The sequence below is a fragment of the Bacillus cereus group sp. MYBK139-1 genome (assembly GCF_051916915.1).
Classification (GTDB): domain Bacteria; phylum Bacillota; class Bacilli; order Bacillales; family Bacillaceae_G; genus Bacillus_A; species Bacillus_A pacificus.
In genome coordinates this window covers 476402-490477 of the sequence record NZ_JBQAHO010000003.1, presented here as the reverse complement: position 1 = coordinate 490477, position 14076 = coordinate 476402, and the positions used below count along the sequence as shown (strand labels likewise).

The following is a 14076-nucleotide window of genomic DNA, read 5'->3' as shown; positions in this document are numbered from 1 at the left end:
TTTCAAACAATGTATACAAATTTATACCCTATGCGTTGGCATGATATTTGCAATGAAAAGAGTATTAACATATAGGGGAGAGATAGAAATGAAGGTTAGTAAAGTGTATACAACAATTGATGCACACGTAGCTGGGGAACCGCTTCGAATTATTACGGGTGGTGTACCAGAAATAAAAGGAGAAACGCAGCTAGAAAGACGTGCATACTGCATGGAACATTTGGATCATCTTCGCGAAATTCTTATGTATGAACCGAGAGGACATCACGGTATGTACGGTTGTATCATTACTCCGCCTGCAAGTAATCACGCTGATTTTGGTGTGTTATTTATGCACAATGAAGGATGGAGTACGATGTGTGGACACGGCATTATCGCTGTTATTACAGTCGGAATTGAGACAGGTATGTTTGAAGTGACAGGTGAGAAACAAAAGTTCATTATTGATAGCCCTGCTGGGGAAGTCATTGCGTACGCAACATATAACGGGAGCGAAGTAGAGTCCGTATCATTTGAAAATGTTCCTTCATTTGTATACAAAAAAGATGTTCCTATTAAAATAGATGACTATGAATTTCAAGTAGATATCGCGTTTGGCGGAGCATTCTACGCTGTTGTGGATAGTAAAGAATTTGGTTTGAAAGTTGATTTTAAAGACTTAGCTGCTATTCAAACGTGGGGCGGTAAAATTAAGCACTATATCGAGAGCAAAATGGAAGTAAAGCATCCACTTGAAGAAGGATTAAAAGGAATATACGGCGTTATTTTCTCAGATGAACCGAAAGGGGAAGACGCAACGTTACGAAATGTAACAATCTTCGCTGATGGGCAAGTAGACCGTTCTCCTTGCGGCACAGGAACTTCCGCAAGAATCGCAACTCTTTTTGAAAAAGGTATTTTACAAAAGGAAGAAATATTCATCCACGAATGCATTACTGAAGGGAAATTCGAGGGAGAAGTACTGTCGGTAACAGCGGTACATACATATGAAGCTGTCGTTCCGAAAGTAACAGGGCATGCATTTATTACAGGATTTCATCAGTTCGTTATAGATCCGAGAGATGATTTGAATCGAGGATTTTTGTTAGGATAAGAGGAGGAGGTGGGAAGATATGCTAGTCATAAGCGCGAACGAACAACGAAACTTAGTAAATATGAATGAAGTCATTGAATACGCGGCGCTTGCCTTAAAAGAGTTTTCCGCAGAAAGAACAATCACGCCAATTCGCGGTTCATTACCATTTGTGAACGAGCAAAATACGGCATTAATTATGCCGTCAGTCGCAGAAGGGCTTGAGGCACTTGGCTTAAAAGTAGTAACAGTAGTCCCCGAGAACAAAAAGATAGGAAAGAAAACGATAAACGGGATTGTGATGCTATCAGACTTTCAAACGGGAGAACCGCTCGCACTTTTAGAAGGATCCTACTTAACGATGATTCGAACAGGCGCCTTATCAGGAGTAGCGACAAAACATTTAGCTCGTCATAACGCAAAAACGTTATGTATTATCGGGACAGGCGAACAGGCAAAGGGAATTGCTGAAGCTATATTTGCGGTTAGAGATATTGAAAAAGTCATTTTATACAATCGAACAGAAGAAAAAGCGTATGCATTTGCGCAATATATACAAGAGAAATTCAATACACCTGCTTATGTTAAAACAAATGCAAATGAAGCAATAAGCGAAGCAGACATCATCGTCACAACTACGAACGCATCCACACCAGTCTTCTCAGAAAAACTACAAAAAGGCGTCCATTTAAACGCCGTCGGCTCATTCAGGCCAAGCATGCAAGAACTACCATCCCACGCCATCGTAGGCGCTAACAAAGTAGTAGTCGAATCAAAAGAAGCAGCATTAGAAGAAACAGGGGACTTTCAAGTTCCGATACAGGAAGGTTTATTTAAAGCAAGCAATATCCACGCTGAACTTGGTCAAATTATAAGCGGGGAAAAAGCAGGCCGCGAAAGCGATGAAGAGATTACTGTTTTTAAATCGGTTGGTTTGGCGGTAGTGGATATTATTGTTGCGAAGTATTTGTATGAGAGAGCGGTGGAGCGCGGAGTTGGGGAGAGGATTGAGTTTTGAGAGGGACTGCCTTTTGGTGGTCTTTTTAATTTTGGGTTGAGGGGTAATAACATTTGGTCCTTTCCAAGAAAAATAAAGAGTTGCATCAAAGTTATTTTAGGTGTTATGAAGAACTGAGTCATTTATTTCTACAGGTTTCTAAATTTTATAACTGCTGTACAGTATCGCCATAACCACTACTAGCATTTCCATCGTCTTAAAAAAGATTTATAGTTATATTATAAATCTTCTTAAGGAGAGGGTATATTGAATAAGAAAAACAGGATGAATATTGCTATTTTAACAATTTTATTATTAATAATAGGCTACATATCTTATACAATGTACAGCAAAAATATTACGCAAGATAAAGCTTCGAAAGTAGCAATAAATCACATGAAGGATAAAGAAAATATAGATCTTGTAGTTACTAAAGCTGAGATTTTACATGGAGTTCGTGAGGGTTTTATTGATGTAGAAGGTTATTCTAAAAATGATAAGAAGAAGGTAATCCGCGTTACAATAAACAAAACGCAAAACTATTTAGTATCTGGTTGGGGATTTAAGAACCAAAGGTAATAAGTTAGATTACTCCAATAGAACTACCAATGGCATCTGTTTTATGAAGCCATTGGTAGCTAATCCGCTGATTTTCCTATTAAGATTAGGATCTCAAACGGTGTCCTTTGTTAGACCGCCGTGCATTTCATTATTAGAGGTACAGCTTTTTACCATTCCCGCCATTCTTCTGTTATATCTTCTTCGGATTCTAAGCCAGCTATTCGTGCTGCTGCATCGATAAATTCATAGAGATCTTCTCTTTCCGTTGTTTCGATAAAATGGTTATGTTCGATATTTAGTTCATTTAATTTAATAACGACTTCTTTAACAACTTGCATGACTTCGACTTCGGTTGGATTCTCACCTAATTGCTGTAAATTGTTAATGTAAGTGTCAAGAACCTTATTTGTTGCATTTATATTTTCTTCAGTGAAAAATTCCCCGTCTTCATCATACTCAACCCATGATGTTGTTGGTTTGGTTTTTTTCAATTCATCAAATGTCATGATAACCTCCTAAATGTGTTTTTTGTCTTTAATTTTATTCTTCATGTTCGATCATATATAACAATCATTTAAGAGAAATTTTTTAGGCTACTAGTTTTTTAACTTATTTTGCTCTTCGCATCAATATAGTTTATCGCAAGAATGCATGAATAGATTTCAAACTTTCTAGTTTTACAAAAAAGTTTGACTTTATATAGAGGTAGTGGTAATTTAAAACTTATAAGAAAACTCGGGATTAATTCCGAGTTTTCTTATGGGTATAACTAGTTTGAGGGGGCCGAAAGATGAAACGGAAATTATTTGCATTACCATTTGTCCTAATACTACTTATTGCATTAGCGGCTTGTTCTGGAGGAAAAGATTCTTCGAAGCAAGCGGGCACTAGTAAATCAGGGACTCCGAAAGACGGGGGGACGTTAACGGTTGGTGTTAGCGATAACCCAGAGACGATGAATCCGCTTTATGCGAATGATCGTGTGTCGTTAACGGTGCAGCAAGCTTTATATGCACCGCTGTATCATATGGAAGACGGTAAGAAAAAGTTTGTTCTTGCTGAAAGCTTTACGCCTTCAGAAGATCAATTAACGTGGACATTGAAGTTAAAAGATAATTTAAAATGGCATGATGGTAAGAAAATTACATCAGACGACATAGCATTTACATTCCAATCTATTTTAGATGAGAAGCAAAATAGCTCAAGTCGTGAAAACTTTGTTTTTAAAGGAAAACCGCTTGAGGTGAAAAAAGTAGATGAGCTAACGACTCAATTCGTTTTACCACAAGTAAGCGCATCTTTCGAAGGTGTGATGAATGATTTCTTCCCAATTCCGAAACATGTATTTGAAGGGGAAGCAGATTTAGCGAAGAGTAAGAAAAACTTACAACCTGTCGGATCAGGTCCATTTAAGTTTAAAGAGTATAAATCAGATGAGTATGTTGCATTAGATCGATTCGATGATTATGTAGGTGGTAAAGCGAAATTAGACTCTATCGTCTATCGCGTTGTAAAAGACCGTAATACAGCAAATGTTTCACTACAAAATGGTCAAATCAATATGAAGATGATTGAGCCGCAAGACTTTAAGAAATTAGATAGCACTGGGAACTTCTCAATGGTGACATTCCCTGAAGGTAGATTATTCTACTTATCGTATAACCAAAATACAGATCTAATGAAGAAAAAAGAAGTGCGCCAAGCAATTGCGCATGCGTTAGATAAGAAAGAAATGATTAACTCTGCATTCGTTTCTAGTCAATTTGCAGAACCAGCAAATTCAATTTTAACGCCGGATGCTATGTATTATGCAAAAGACATTAAAGATTATAAGTATGATAAAAAGGAAGCGAAAGATTTATTAGCGAAAGCTGGCGTGAAAGATAAAGAAAAAGTACGCGTGATGTATGTAACGAATAATAAAATTATGGAAAGCTTAGCGCTTTATACACAACAAAAATTACAAGAAGTTGGCTTAGAAGTTGAACTGAATGCATTAGATGCTAGTGCAGCAAGTGAAAAAAGCTTAGATAAAGAGAATAAAGAATTCGATATTACATTCGGTGGTTACATAATGGGACCTGAGCCAGATTCATATAAGAGCTTATTCTTAAGTAATGCTGAATACAACTATGCACGTTATAAAAATGCTGATTTTGATAAGTTATGGGAAGAAGCTGCAGTTGAAACAGATAAAACAAAACGAGCAGAACTATACCATAAAATTCAAGAGACAGCTAGAGAAGACTTACCTTATCTACCAATCGCATATCCGAAAGCAGTTATTGCAGTAGATAAAAAGTTTGATGGATTGAAAGAAGCAAAAGCAATTCCAGTTACAATGTTTGAAGATTTATCTAAGATTTATGAAGTGAAATAAGAAACAAACAGTAAAGAAGCTGGTGGAAATCAGCTTCTTTAGCTTGAGGGGGGAAGTTTGTGTATAAAGTAATTGCGAAGAGGCTTTTAAATGCAATTCCGCTTTTATTTGTTATTTCTATTATCTCTTTTTTATTAATAAAACTAGCACCGGGCGATCCTGTTCGAAACTTTGTCACGCCGAATATGAGTCCAATTGATGTTGAGCGTATTCGTACAAGTTTAGGGCTCGATCAACCAATTTATATGCAGTATATTTTATGGTTAAAAAATATTTTAACAGGGAACTTTGGTTATTCACTTCAAAACCATCGTCCAGTTTTAGATCTTATTGTAGAAAGGTTACCTGCGACAATTGGCTTAATGGGATCATCTCTACTCGTCTCATTTGTAATCGCAATCCCGCTTGGACTATTTACAGGTGTGAAAAAGAATTCTATCTTTGATCGCATTGTAAACTTTATCTCTTATGTGGGAATCTCAATGCCAGTCTTTTGGTTCGCTTTACTATTAATCTATTTATTCTCTTTAAAGTTGAACCTTCTTCCAAGTATGGGTATGCGTACAGTCGGTCAAGATTCCGTCTGGGATATTGTGCAGCATGGTATTTTACCTTGCATGGTGCTAGCGTTCCAAAACGTCTCTGTTTATATGAGATATATTCGTTCCAGTACAATTCAACAATTAGAAGAAGACTATGTACAAATTCAATATGCGTACGGTGCTTCGAAGAAAACCGTTTTATTTAATCACGTACTTCGAAATGTATTAATACCAATCATTACAATTTTCGGATTATCTATTCCAAGTTTAGTAGGCGGAGCGTTCATTACGGAAACAGTATTCTCATGGCCGGGTCTTGGTTCACTTGGGGTAAATGCTATTTTTAGATTTGATTATCCAATTATTATGGCAATTACATTACTATCGTCCTTCATGTTAATTCTCGGTAACTTAATTGCTGATATTTTATATGGCGTAGTAGATCCGCGCATTCGAATGAGGGGGTGATTTGGAATGAATAATAGGAGATTTCAAACGATAAAAAGTAGTTTTACGAAAAATAAGTTTGTACTAATGGGAGTTATTATACTGGCAGTTTTAACGATTGCATCGATATTTGCATTTGTATCACCGTATGATCCTAGTAAAATGTCGATTCCAGATCGTTTACAAGAACCGAGTATGAGTCATCCTTTCGGAACGGATGATTACGGAAGGGATTATTTAACGAGGGCGTTATATGGCGGAAGAGTTTCACTTGCGGTCGGTTTTCTAGCGATGGTTGTTTCTATTACAATCGGTACCGCAGTTGGAACAATGAGCGGATATTTTGGCGGAAAGTTAGACAACTTTTTAATGCGAATTGTTGAAGTACTTATGTCAATTCCATCATTTTTCTTAATGCTGTTATTAAATGCTTATTTAAAACCAGGGATTACGACGTTAGTTCTTATTATTGGATTACTAACATGGATGGACACTGCTCGTATTGTAAGGGCAGAAACGCTATCCGTAAAAGAGCGGGAGTATGTTTTATATGCAAAAGTATCAGGACAAAAATCACTTACAATTATTGTAAGACATATCATTCCAAACATTTTATCCACCATTATTATCGCTGCGACATTAACAATTGCGACATCGATTTTAATGGAATCATCACTCAGCTTCTTAGGTTTAGGTATTAGAGAACCAGATTCTTCTTGGGGCAGCATGCTAAACAATGCGCAAGGGTATATTGGCGAAGCTTGGTATTTAACACTCTTCCCAGGGTTCCTTATCCTTTTAACGGTACTTAGTTTTAACGTAATTGGTGAAGCATTGAAGAAAGCTTTCGCGCCAAAAGGAGCTGGAAATGAAAACTAAAGTGTTACGTGAAAGGAGTGAGAAGCGTGTCTGAAAAACTATTAGAAGTGAAAAATTTAAAGACTTCTTTTTTCATAGAAAGCGGCGAAGTAGAAGCTGTTCGAGGCGTTACATTTCGTTTAAATAAAGGGGAAGTAGTTGGTATCGTTGGGGAGTCTGGAAGCGGAAAGAGTGTAATGGCGAAGTCCGTTATGTCGCTCGTTACGTCACCAGGAAAAGTGAAAGAAGGGGAAATTCTTTTTCATAATGAAAATATCCTTTCTAAATCTGAAAAAGAATTACGTTCTATTAGGGGAAATCAAATTTCATTGATCTCCCAAGATCCAATGTCGGCGCTAAATCCAGTTGTGAAAATTGGGAAGCAAATGACGGAAGTAATTATACGGCATCAAAAAGTAAAAAAGAAAGAAGCAGAGAAAATCGCGGTTAACTTGTTAAAACAAGTCGGTCTTTCTTCACCAGAAGAAAGGGTAAAACAATATCCGCATGAACTAAGCGGCGGTATGAAGCAGCGAGTTATGATCGCAATGGCAATGTCTTGTAACCCAGACCTTCTCATTGCGGACGAACCGACGACAGCGCTTGATGTAACGATACAAGCACAAATACTAGATTTAATGAAAAACTTAAAAAACGAAACGAACATGGCGTTACTTCTTATTACGCATGACTTAGGAATAGTCGCACAAAACTGTACACGCGTTATCGTTATGTACGGCGGGCTTATTATGGAAGAAGGACCTGTACTTGATATTTTCCAATCGCCGAACCATCCATATACGAAAGGGCTATTAAACTCTCTGCCGAAAATATCGAACGGCGTAAAAGAAAGACTTGCGCCAATTCAAGGTGTAACGCCAAACTTATTAAACCCGCCGAAAGGTTGCCCATTCGCAGAGCGTTGCCCGCATGCGATGGACATTTGTGAAAAAGAACGTCCACCGTATTTTGAAATCGGAGACGAAAGACGTTCCATGTGCTGGTTAAATGATAGGGCGGTAGGTGATTCCCATGCATGAAGAAAACTTAATTGAAGTTCGGAACTTAAAAAAGTATTTTCCTATTAAAAAAGGACTATTCGGCAGAAAAACAGAGCAGTTAAAAGCAGTTGATGACTTAAGCTTCACAATTAAAAAGGGTGAAACATTCGGATTAGTAGGGGAATCGGGCTGCGGAAAATCAACGACAGGAAGAAGCATCATTCGCTTACACGATGTCACTTCAGGTAACGTGTTATTCGACGGAAAAGACATCGCAGGTTTAAAGGAAAGTGAACTAAAAGAATATCGAAAACGAATGCAAATCATTTTCCAAGATCCATACGCATCATTAAACCCGGCAATGAACGTATTCCAAATTATTAGTGAGCCAATGAACATTCACGGATCTTACGAAAAAGAAGAACAAAAAGAAATCATATTAGACCTGCTCAAAAAGGTAGGCTTAAAAGAAGAACACTTATACCGCTACCCGCACGAATTTAGCGGGGGACAAAGACAGCGCATCAGCATCGCGCGCGCACTATCTGTAAAACCGGACTTCATCTTATGCGACGAACCAATCTCAGCACTAGATGTCTCAGTTCAAGCACAAGTCGTAAACATGCTGCAAGACATTCAAGAAGAAACAGGAGTCACATATTTATTCATCGCACATGACCTATCTATGGTAAGACACATATCAGACCGAATCGGAGTCATGTACTTAGGGAACATAGTAGAAATTGCCGACAGCGAAGACCTATACACAAAACCGGCACATCCATACACACAAGCACTACTCTCATCCATGCCAGAACCAGATCCAACAAACATAGGCAAAGAACGGATCATCCTAGAGGGAGAAGTACCAAGCCCACTCAACTCACCATCCGGCTGCAAATTCAGAACACGCTGCAAATTCGCCACTGAAAAATGTGCCCAAGAAGTACCGAAGATGGTCGAGATTGCGAAGGGACATGAGGTGGCTTGTCATTTGTTTTAGAGTAGGGGGAAAAGCACTGGGGGACCTGGTGCTTTTTTCTTTGTAGGGAGCGTGGGTGCTGGTGTGGGATTGCTTGCTAGTTTTGGCGCTGGTTTTTGCGAAATTTGTCGGTAAGTCGATATGTTGTGTCGAATCGCCGATATATTCGGAGTTGCGGTCGATATAATTGGATAATCGCTGATATATTTTTTGGGGGTGTGGCATTAGTTGGGAGAGTATAAAAAGGCCACCTTTTCCAAAGTGACCTTCCGTGTATTATTTTGAACTAGTACCATTCTTCAAACTATCCCCACCACCAAGCTCCGCCTCAATCTGCGAAGTCTTCGATGACTCATCCATACGCCAATACGTAATAAAGCTTATTGCGATACATCCAGCTACGTAGAAGTAGAATAGTGATTCCATTCCGATACTTTTTAGCCATAAAGCGATGAATTCTGCTGTTCCGCCGAATATCGCAACGGTTAGTGCATATGGTAAACCTACGCCTAGTGCGCGAATTTCAGTTGGAAAGAGTTCTGCTTTTACAATTGCGTTAATCGATGTGTAACCAGTAACGATAATGAGGCCGACCATCATAAGTAAGAACGCCACGATTGGTTCTGTCGTTTTTTCCATGAAGAAGAAGATTGGTGCTGTTAGTAACGTTCCGAGAATACCGAATGCCATTAATAGTGGGCGGCGTCCGATTTTATCGGATAATAGTCCTGCAATTGGTTGAAGCACAACGAATATAAGTAGTGCGACAAAGTTAATCCAGCTTACAACTTCTTTCGGAAGACCGACTGTGTTTACCATGAACTTTTGTAAATATGTTGTGTACGTATAGAATGCGACAGTGCCTCCTAATGTTAAGCCGACTACTGTTAATACTGCTTTCGGATGTTTCATAAGCGCGCGAACGGTTCCTGCGCTTTCGCGTTTTTGTGATTTTATGTTTGAGAACTGCTCCGATTCATCCATTGTGCGGCGAAGCCATAATACAGCTACTGCTCCCATCGCTCCAATAATGAACGGAATACGCCATCCCCAAGCTTTCATATCTGGTTCGCTTAGTAATTGCTGAAGAACAATTTGAACGCCTAACGCAACCATCTGTCCAGCAACGAGCGTTACATATTGGAAGCTTGAATAAAAACCGCGGCGACCACTACTAGCCATTTCAGATAAATACGTTGCGGAAGTGCCGTATTCTCCGCCAAGTGATAACCCTTGAAGTAAACGAGCAAGAACTAAAATAATTGGTGCCATAATACCGATACTTTCGTAACTAGGTGTACAGGCAATAATGAAAGAACCACCGGCCATAACCGTAATCGAAAGTGTTAATGCTGCCCGGCGTCCGTGCCGATCCGCATAGCGTCCCATTAATAAACTTCCGATAGGGCGCATTAAAAACCCAACTGCGAAAATAGCCGCAGTGTTCAGTAACTGACTCGTTGGATCTCCTTTAGGAAAGAACTCTGCTGAGAAGTAAACAGCGAAAGCAGAGTAAACGTACCAGTCGTACCATTCAATTAAATTGCCGACAGAACCTTTGAAAATATTGCCGGCGACTCGGTTTGATTTTACTTGAGCCATAATCATTCCTCCTCTTGCTTATAAATAAAATGATAATTATGAAAGCGTGTTCATTGTAGTTGAATTGTACTGTCTATAGAATGAAATCTCAATATTATGACAATTTTATTCTTTTTGTACTTTATGTACATGGATAGTTTTAATAGTTGCTTCATTTTCAGTTTTGTCATAATAATAGAAAAAGGAGATTGATAGTTTTGAATATTTTATCAAAGGATATGAAGCATGAAGAAATCACGCAAAGTGTCATTACAAACGAAAATAGTAAGCTTAATTATTACGTTAATTTTATTTGTCGTTCTCCTGTTAGCAGGAATATTTGTGTACATTCAGTCCGTTGATACGAAGCGTCAAGTAGAACAGTTAGCACTGCAAACAGCGAAGTCGCTTTCTTTTATGCCCGCTATAAAAGAAGCTTTTCAAAATCATGAGCATAAAAGTACGATCCAATCCATTGCCGAACAAGTTCGTGAGCAAGCTGGTGCCGATACTGTCATTATAGAAGATCGCTATGGGGTTATGTATTCGCATTCTAATTCGGAGTTGATTGGTACAAAGAGTAACAATCCATATAACTATGAAGCACTCACTTTTGGTGGTTATTATACGCTTGAAGGAAATGGTGAAAGTGGTCTAGCTTTAATGGCGAAAGCACCCATTATTGTTCATAACGGAGACTACGATCAGGTAGTAGGTGTTGTGACAGTAGAATTTTTAATAAAAGGTATTGAATCTAACATACTGAGCAGAACGAAAGAAATTATCCTCTTTTCCTTAGCGGTGTTATTAGCCGGCATTGTTGGGGGCATCCTTTTAGCACGTAGCATTCGTAAGGATACACTCGGTTTAGAGCCAAATGAAATCGCAGCGCTATACCGGGAACGAAGCGCAATACTACTATCTATAAAAGAAGGAATTATCGCCATTGATCAAAACGGTTTTATTACGATGATGAACACGTCGGCCGAAGAAATGCTGCATGTACATGATGATTATATGCAGCAGCACATTTCAAAAGTTTTACCGGAATTTCATATGGAGAGAGTACTAGAAAACGATCAAGAAATCGCATTTCAAGATAAAGTGTTTATTTTAAACATGACACCAATACTTGAAAATAATAATACGGTAGGCGTTGTATGTAGTTTTAGAGATAAAACAGAACTGCAAAACCTTGTGAACACAATATCTGAGGTAAGAAAGTATTCTGAGGACTTACGTGCTCAAACACACGAATTTACAAATAAGCTTTTCGTCTTATCGGGATTATTGCAATTAGGGCATTACAAAGAAGCGATTGAATTTATTCAACAAGAATCTAATATTCATCAAAGCCAAAACCATATTTTATTCCATCAAATTCACGATGCGAAAGTACAAGCTATTTTATTAGGAAAAATCGGAACAGCGTCTGAGAAGAAAATTGATTTTCATATTGAAGGAGATAGTGCACTTCATCCGTTACCAGACCATATAAAAGTTTCGCACCTTATTACGATACTTGGAAACATAATCGACAATGCATTTGATGCGGTTAGTGAACGAGAGGAAAAGAGTGTTTCCTTCTTCGTTACGGATATTGGGCACGATATTGTGTTTGAAGTGATAGATAGCGGAGTAGGAATACCAGCTGAAAAAATCACGACCATTTTTCAAAAAGGATTTTCAACGAAAGGAAATAATCGTGGTTACGGACTAGCAAACGTGAAAGAAATGGTAGATCTACTCGAGGGAACAATTGAGATTCAAAATGAGAAAAATGGGGGAGCTATTTTTACAATTTACCTTCCGAAAACATTGAGAGAAAGTATATGACAAACAGGGGGATGGGCATATGTTGAAGGTTGCAATTGCAGAAGATGATTTCCGCGTCGCGCAAATTCAGGAAGAGTTTTTATTAAAAATAAAGGATGTAAAAGTGATTGGAAAAGCATTGAACGCAGAAGAAACGATGGAACTACTACAAAGGGAAGAAATCGATTTACTTCTATTAGATAATTACTTACCAGACGGAATCGGTACAGACTTATTACCGAAAATCCATGCCGACTTTCCAAATGTTGACGTCATTATGGTGACTGCGGCAAATGAAAACCATATGCTAGAAAAAGCAATCCGAAACGGCGTAAGCAACTACCTTATAAAACCGGTTACGTTAGAAAAATTCGTTCGTACAATTGAAGACTATATAAGAAAGAAGCAACTATTACATAGTAACAATGAAGTAAATCAAGCACTCATCGATAACTTCTTCGGCATTTCGCAAACACAAGACATAAAAAACTTACCTACAGGTGTCGATCCGTTAACACTGCAAAAAGTGAAAGGAATTATAAAAGGATTCGAAGAGGGCATTACAATAGAAGAAATGGGAGAGCAAATGGGTGCCTCCCGAACAACCGCAAGAAGATATTTAGAATACTTAGTAGCGACAAACGAATGCACAGTAGAATACACATACGGCATTATCGGACGACCAGAACGAAAATATCGAATAGGACGAGGACTATGAAAAAACGATTATTACTATGTATATGGATCATGACAGGAGTAATAGCTGGTTGTTCCTCAGAAAAATCCCATACGAATAAAGTGAACATCGACAAATTAGAAATCGTTGCGCCGAACGTTCAAGGAGCAGGATGGGACTTAACAGCACGGGCGATGCAAAAAACGCTGACGGAAGAAAAAATCTTCACAAAACCAATCACTGTCACAAACAAAGTAGGTGGCAGTGGTGACGTCGGATGGAAATATACGAAACAAAAAGGCGGTCACGTACTGGCGATTAACTCAAGCTTACTCATAACGAACAACTTACTAGGTCACAGTAAACTAACATATAAAGACTTCACTCCGCTCGCGACACTCGCATCGGACTGGGAAGTCGTTGTCGTATCAAAGGACTCAAACATAGAAAACGCAAAACAACTAATGGAACAACTAAAACAAAACAAGAAAAACTTCAAAATTGGCGTTGCCCCCGGCCTAGGAAACGACGATCACCTATCATTCGTACAAGTAAGCAAAGCATTCGGCATAAACCCAGCCGAACTACAATTCTTCGTCTACGAAAACAAAGAAAAAATCATAAACGCCCTAACGAACAAACAAATAAACGCCGCAACCATGACCCTATCCGAAGCTGAAAAACAATACAAATCCGGCAAAATAAAAATACTAGCCGTATCCGCACCAAAACGCCTAGACCGACTACCAGAAATCCCAACATGGAAAGAACAAGGAATCAACGTCATATTCCAGCACTGGAAAGGGATCATGGGCCCGAAAGATATGACAGAGGAAGAGGTTGCTTATTGGGATGGTGTGATTAAGAAGATGGTGGAGAGTGATAGTTGGAAGGGGATTTTGAGGGAGCGAGGGTGGAATTCTTATTATAAGGATAGTGGGGAGAGTAGAGTGTTTTTGGAGGAGAAAGTAAGGGATATGAGAGGAATGATTAAGAAAAGTGCGGGAATACTTAATTTGTTTCTAAATATGGATAATCGAGCTTAGAGATTAATATTATATATGTAAATTTGATTATAGTTAACCTTCACATGTTTTTAAAAGGAGTCTTTTCGTGTTATTATATTTACTTATTGTAAACATAATAACCAAGGTGCATTTCGTA

The 14076-nt window shown here is 38.4% G+C and carries 13 protein-coding genes; 11 read left to right on the top strand and 2 right to left on the bottom strand.

Annotated elements, in window-relative coordinates:
* Positions 1-40: 40 nt before the first annotated feature.
* The 3 genes from ACTFRS_RS19605 (at position 41) to ACTFRS_RS19595 (ending at position 2648) form a co-directional block, all read left to right on the top strand.
* Positions 41-1093: a proline racemase family protein gene (locus ACTFRS_RS19605; protein ID WP_440023350.1), complete on the top strand. Its 1053-nt coding sequence runs from the start codon at positions 41-43 to the stop codon at positions 1091-1093.
* Between the two features lie 19 nt (positions 1094-1112).
* Positions 1113-2090, top strand: coding sequence for an ornithine cyclodeaminase family protein (locus ACTFRS_RS19600; RefSeq protein ID WP_440023352.1), 978 nt, complete (start codon positions 1113-1115; stop codon positions 2088-2090).
* Positions 2091-2354: 264 nt separating this feature from the next.
* Positions 2355-2648: a hypothetical protein gene (locus ACTFRS_RS19595; protein ID WP_373925900.1), complete on the top strand. Its 294-nt coding sequence runs from the start codon at positions 2355-2357 to the stop codon at positions 2646-2648.
* 149 nt (positions 2649-2797) lie between these two features.
* Here ACTFRS_RS19595 and ACTFRS_RS19590 read toward each other — a convergent pair whose 3' ends face one another.
* The gene (locus ACTFRS_RS19590) at positions 2798-3136 is read right to left on the bottom strand and encodes a hypothetical protein (protein WP_440023353.1); all 339 of its coding nucleotides are present in this window, start codon (positions 3134-3136) and stop codon (positions 2798-2800) included.
* Between the two features lie 284 nt (positions 3137-3420).
* Between ACTFRS_RS19590 and ACTFRS_RS19585 the strand changes: the two genes are divergently transcribed.
* From ACTFRS_RS19585 to ACTFRS_RS19565, 5 genes are read left to right on the top strand one after another with little or no spacing between them, the layout of a single operon-like run.
* Entirely contained in the window at positions 3421-5010 is a 1590-nt protein-coding gene (locus ACTFRS_RS19585; protein WP_440023355.1) for an ABC transporter substrate-binding protein, read from the top strand.
* A 59-nt stretch (positions 5011-5069) separates the two neighbouring features.
* Entirely contained in the window at positions 5070-6020 is a 951-nt protein-coding gene (locus ACTFRS_RS19580; protein ID WP_440023356.1) for an ABC transporter permease, read from the top strand.
* Positions 6021-6026: 6 nt separating this feature from the next.
* Positions 6027-6878, top strand: a complete 852-nt coding sequence (locus tag ACTFRS_RS19575) for an ABC transporter permease (RefSeq protein ID WP_440023358.1) — start codon at positions 6027-6029, stop codon at positions 6876-6878.
* 26 nt (positions 6879-6904) lie between these two features.
* Positions 6905-7897: an ABC transporter ATP-binding protein gene (locus tag ACTFRS_RS19570; RefSeq protein WP_336564871.1), complete on the top strand. Its 993-nt coding sequence runs from the start codon at positions 6905-6907 to the stop codon at positions 7895-7897.
* Entirely contained in the window at positions 7890-8861 is a 972-nt protein-coding gene (locus ACTFRS_RS19565) for an ABC transporter ATP-binding protein (protein WP_440023359.1), read from the top strand. Before ACTFRS_RS19570 ends, ACTFRS_RS19565 begins: the two co-directional genes overlap by 8 nt.
* 255 nt (positions 8862-9116) lie before the next feature.
* Here the strand turns inward: ACTFRS_RS19565 and ACTFRS_RS19560 are convergent, their stop codons facing one another.
* On the bottom strand, positions 9117-10442 hold the full coding sequence (locus ACTFRS_RS19560; RefSeq protein WP_440023361.1) for an MFS transporter: 1326 nt from the start codon (positions 10440-10442) through the stop codon (positions 9117-9119).
* Between the two features lie 225 nt (positions 10443-10667).
* Between ACTFRS_RS19560 and ACTFRS_RS19555 the strand changes: the two genes are divergently transcribed.
* Genes ACTFRS_RS19555 through ACTFRS_RS19545 form a run of 3 tightly spaced genes read left to right on the top strand, consistent with a single transcriptional unit; the run spans position 10668 to position 13958 of the window.
* Positions 10668-12257 (top strand): ATP-binding protein, encoded by a 1590-nt coding sequence (locus ACTFRS_RS19555; RefSeq protein WP_440023362.1) that lies wholly within the window; start codon positions 10668-10670, stop codon positions 12255-12257.
* Positions 12258-12276: 19 nt separating this feature from the next.
* Entirely contained in the window at positions 12277-12954 is a 678-nt protein-coding gene (locus ACTFRS_RS19550; protein ID WP_440023364.1) for a response regulator, read from the top strand.
* Positions 12951-13958, top strand: coding sequence for a tripartite tricarboxylate transporter substrate binding protein (locus ACTFRS_RS19545; RefSeq protein ID WP_440023366.1), 1008 nt, complete (start codon positions 12951-12953; stop codon positions 13956-13958). The genes ACTFRS_RS19550 and ACTFRS_RS19545 overlap by 4 nt, the downstream gene beginning before the upstream one ends.
* Positions 13959-14076: the final 118 nt, after the last annotated feature.

What these genes read in the sequence shown, in the direction of transcription:
- ACTFRS_RS19560 (WP_440023361.1), bottom strand. Translation starts at nt 10,442, where the DNA reads ATGGCTCAAGTAAAATCAAACCGAGTCGCCGGCAATATTTTCAAAGGT.
- ACTFRS_RS19555 (WP_440023362.1), top strand. Translation starts at nt 10,668, where the DNA reads ATGAAGAAATCACGCAAAGTGTCATTACAAACGAAAATAGTAAGCTTA.
- ACTFRS_RS19565 (WP_440023359.1), top strand. Translation starts at nt 7,890, where the DNA reads ATGCATGAAGAAAACTTAATTGAAGTTCGGAACTTAAAAAAGTATTTT.
- ACTFRS_RS19545 (WP_440023366.1), top strand. Translation starts at nt 12,951, where the DNA reads ATGAAAAAACGATTATTACTATGTATATGGATCATGACAGGAGTAATA.
- ACTFRS_RS19595 (WP_373925900.1), top strand. Translation starts at nt 2,355, where the DNA reads ATGAATATTGCTATTTTAACAATTTTATTATTAATAATAGGCTACATA.
- ACTFRS_RS19550 (WP_440023364.1), top strand. Translation starts at nt 12,277, where the DNA reads ATGTTGAAGGTTGCAATTGCAGAAGATGATTTCCGCGTCGCGCAAATT.
- ACTFRS_RS19605 (WP_440023350.1), top strand. Translation starts at nt 41, where the DNA reads ATGATATTTGCAATGAAAAGAGTATTAACATATAGGGGAGAGATAGAA.
- ACTFRS_RS19575 (WP_440023358.1), top strand. Translation starts at nt 6,027, where the DNA reads ATGAATAATAGGAGATTTCAAACGATAAAAAGTAGTTTTACGAAAAAT.
- ACTFRS_RS19600 (WP_440023352.1), top strand. Translation starts at nt 1,113, where the DNA reads ATGCTAGTCATAAGCGCGAACGAACAACGAAACTTAGTAAATATGAAT.
- ACTFRS_RS19585 (WP_440023355.1), top strand. Translation starts at nt 3,421, where the DNA reads ATGAAACGGAAATTATTTGCATTACCATTTGTCCTAATACTACTTATT.
- ACTFRS_RS19590 (WP_440023353.1), bottom strand. Translation starts at nt 3,136, where the DNA reads ATGACATTTGATGAATTGAAAAAAACCAAACCAACAACATCATGGGTT.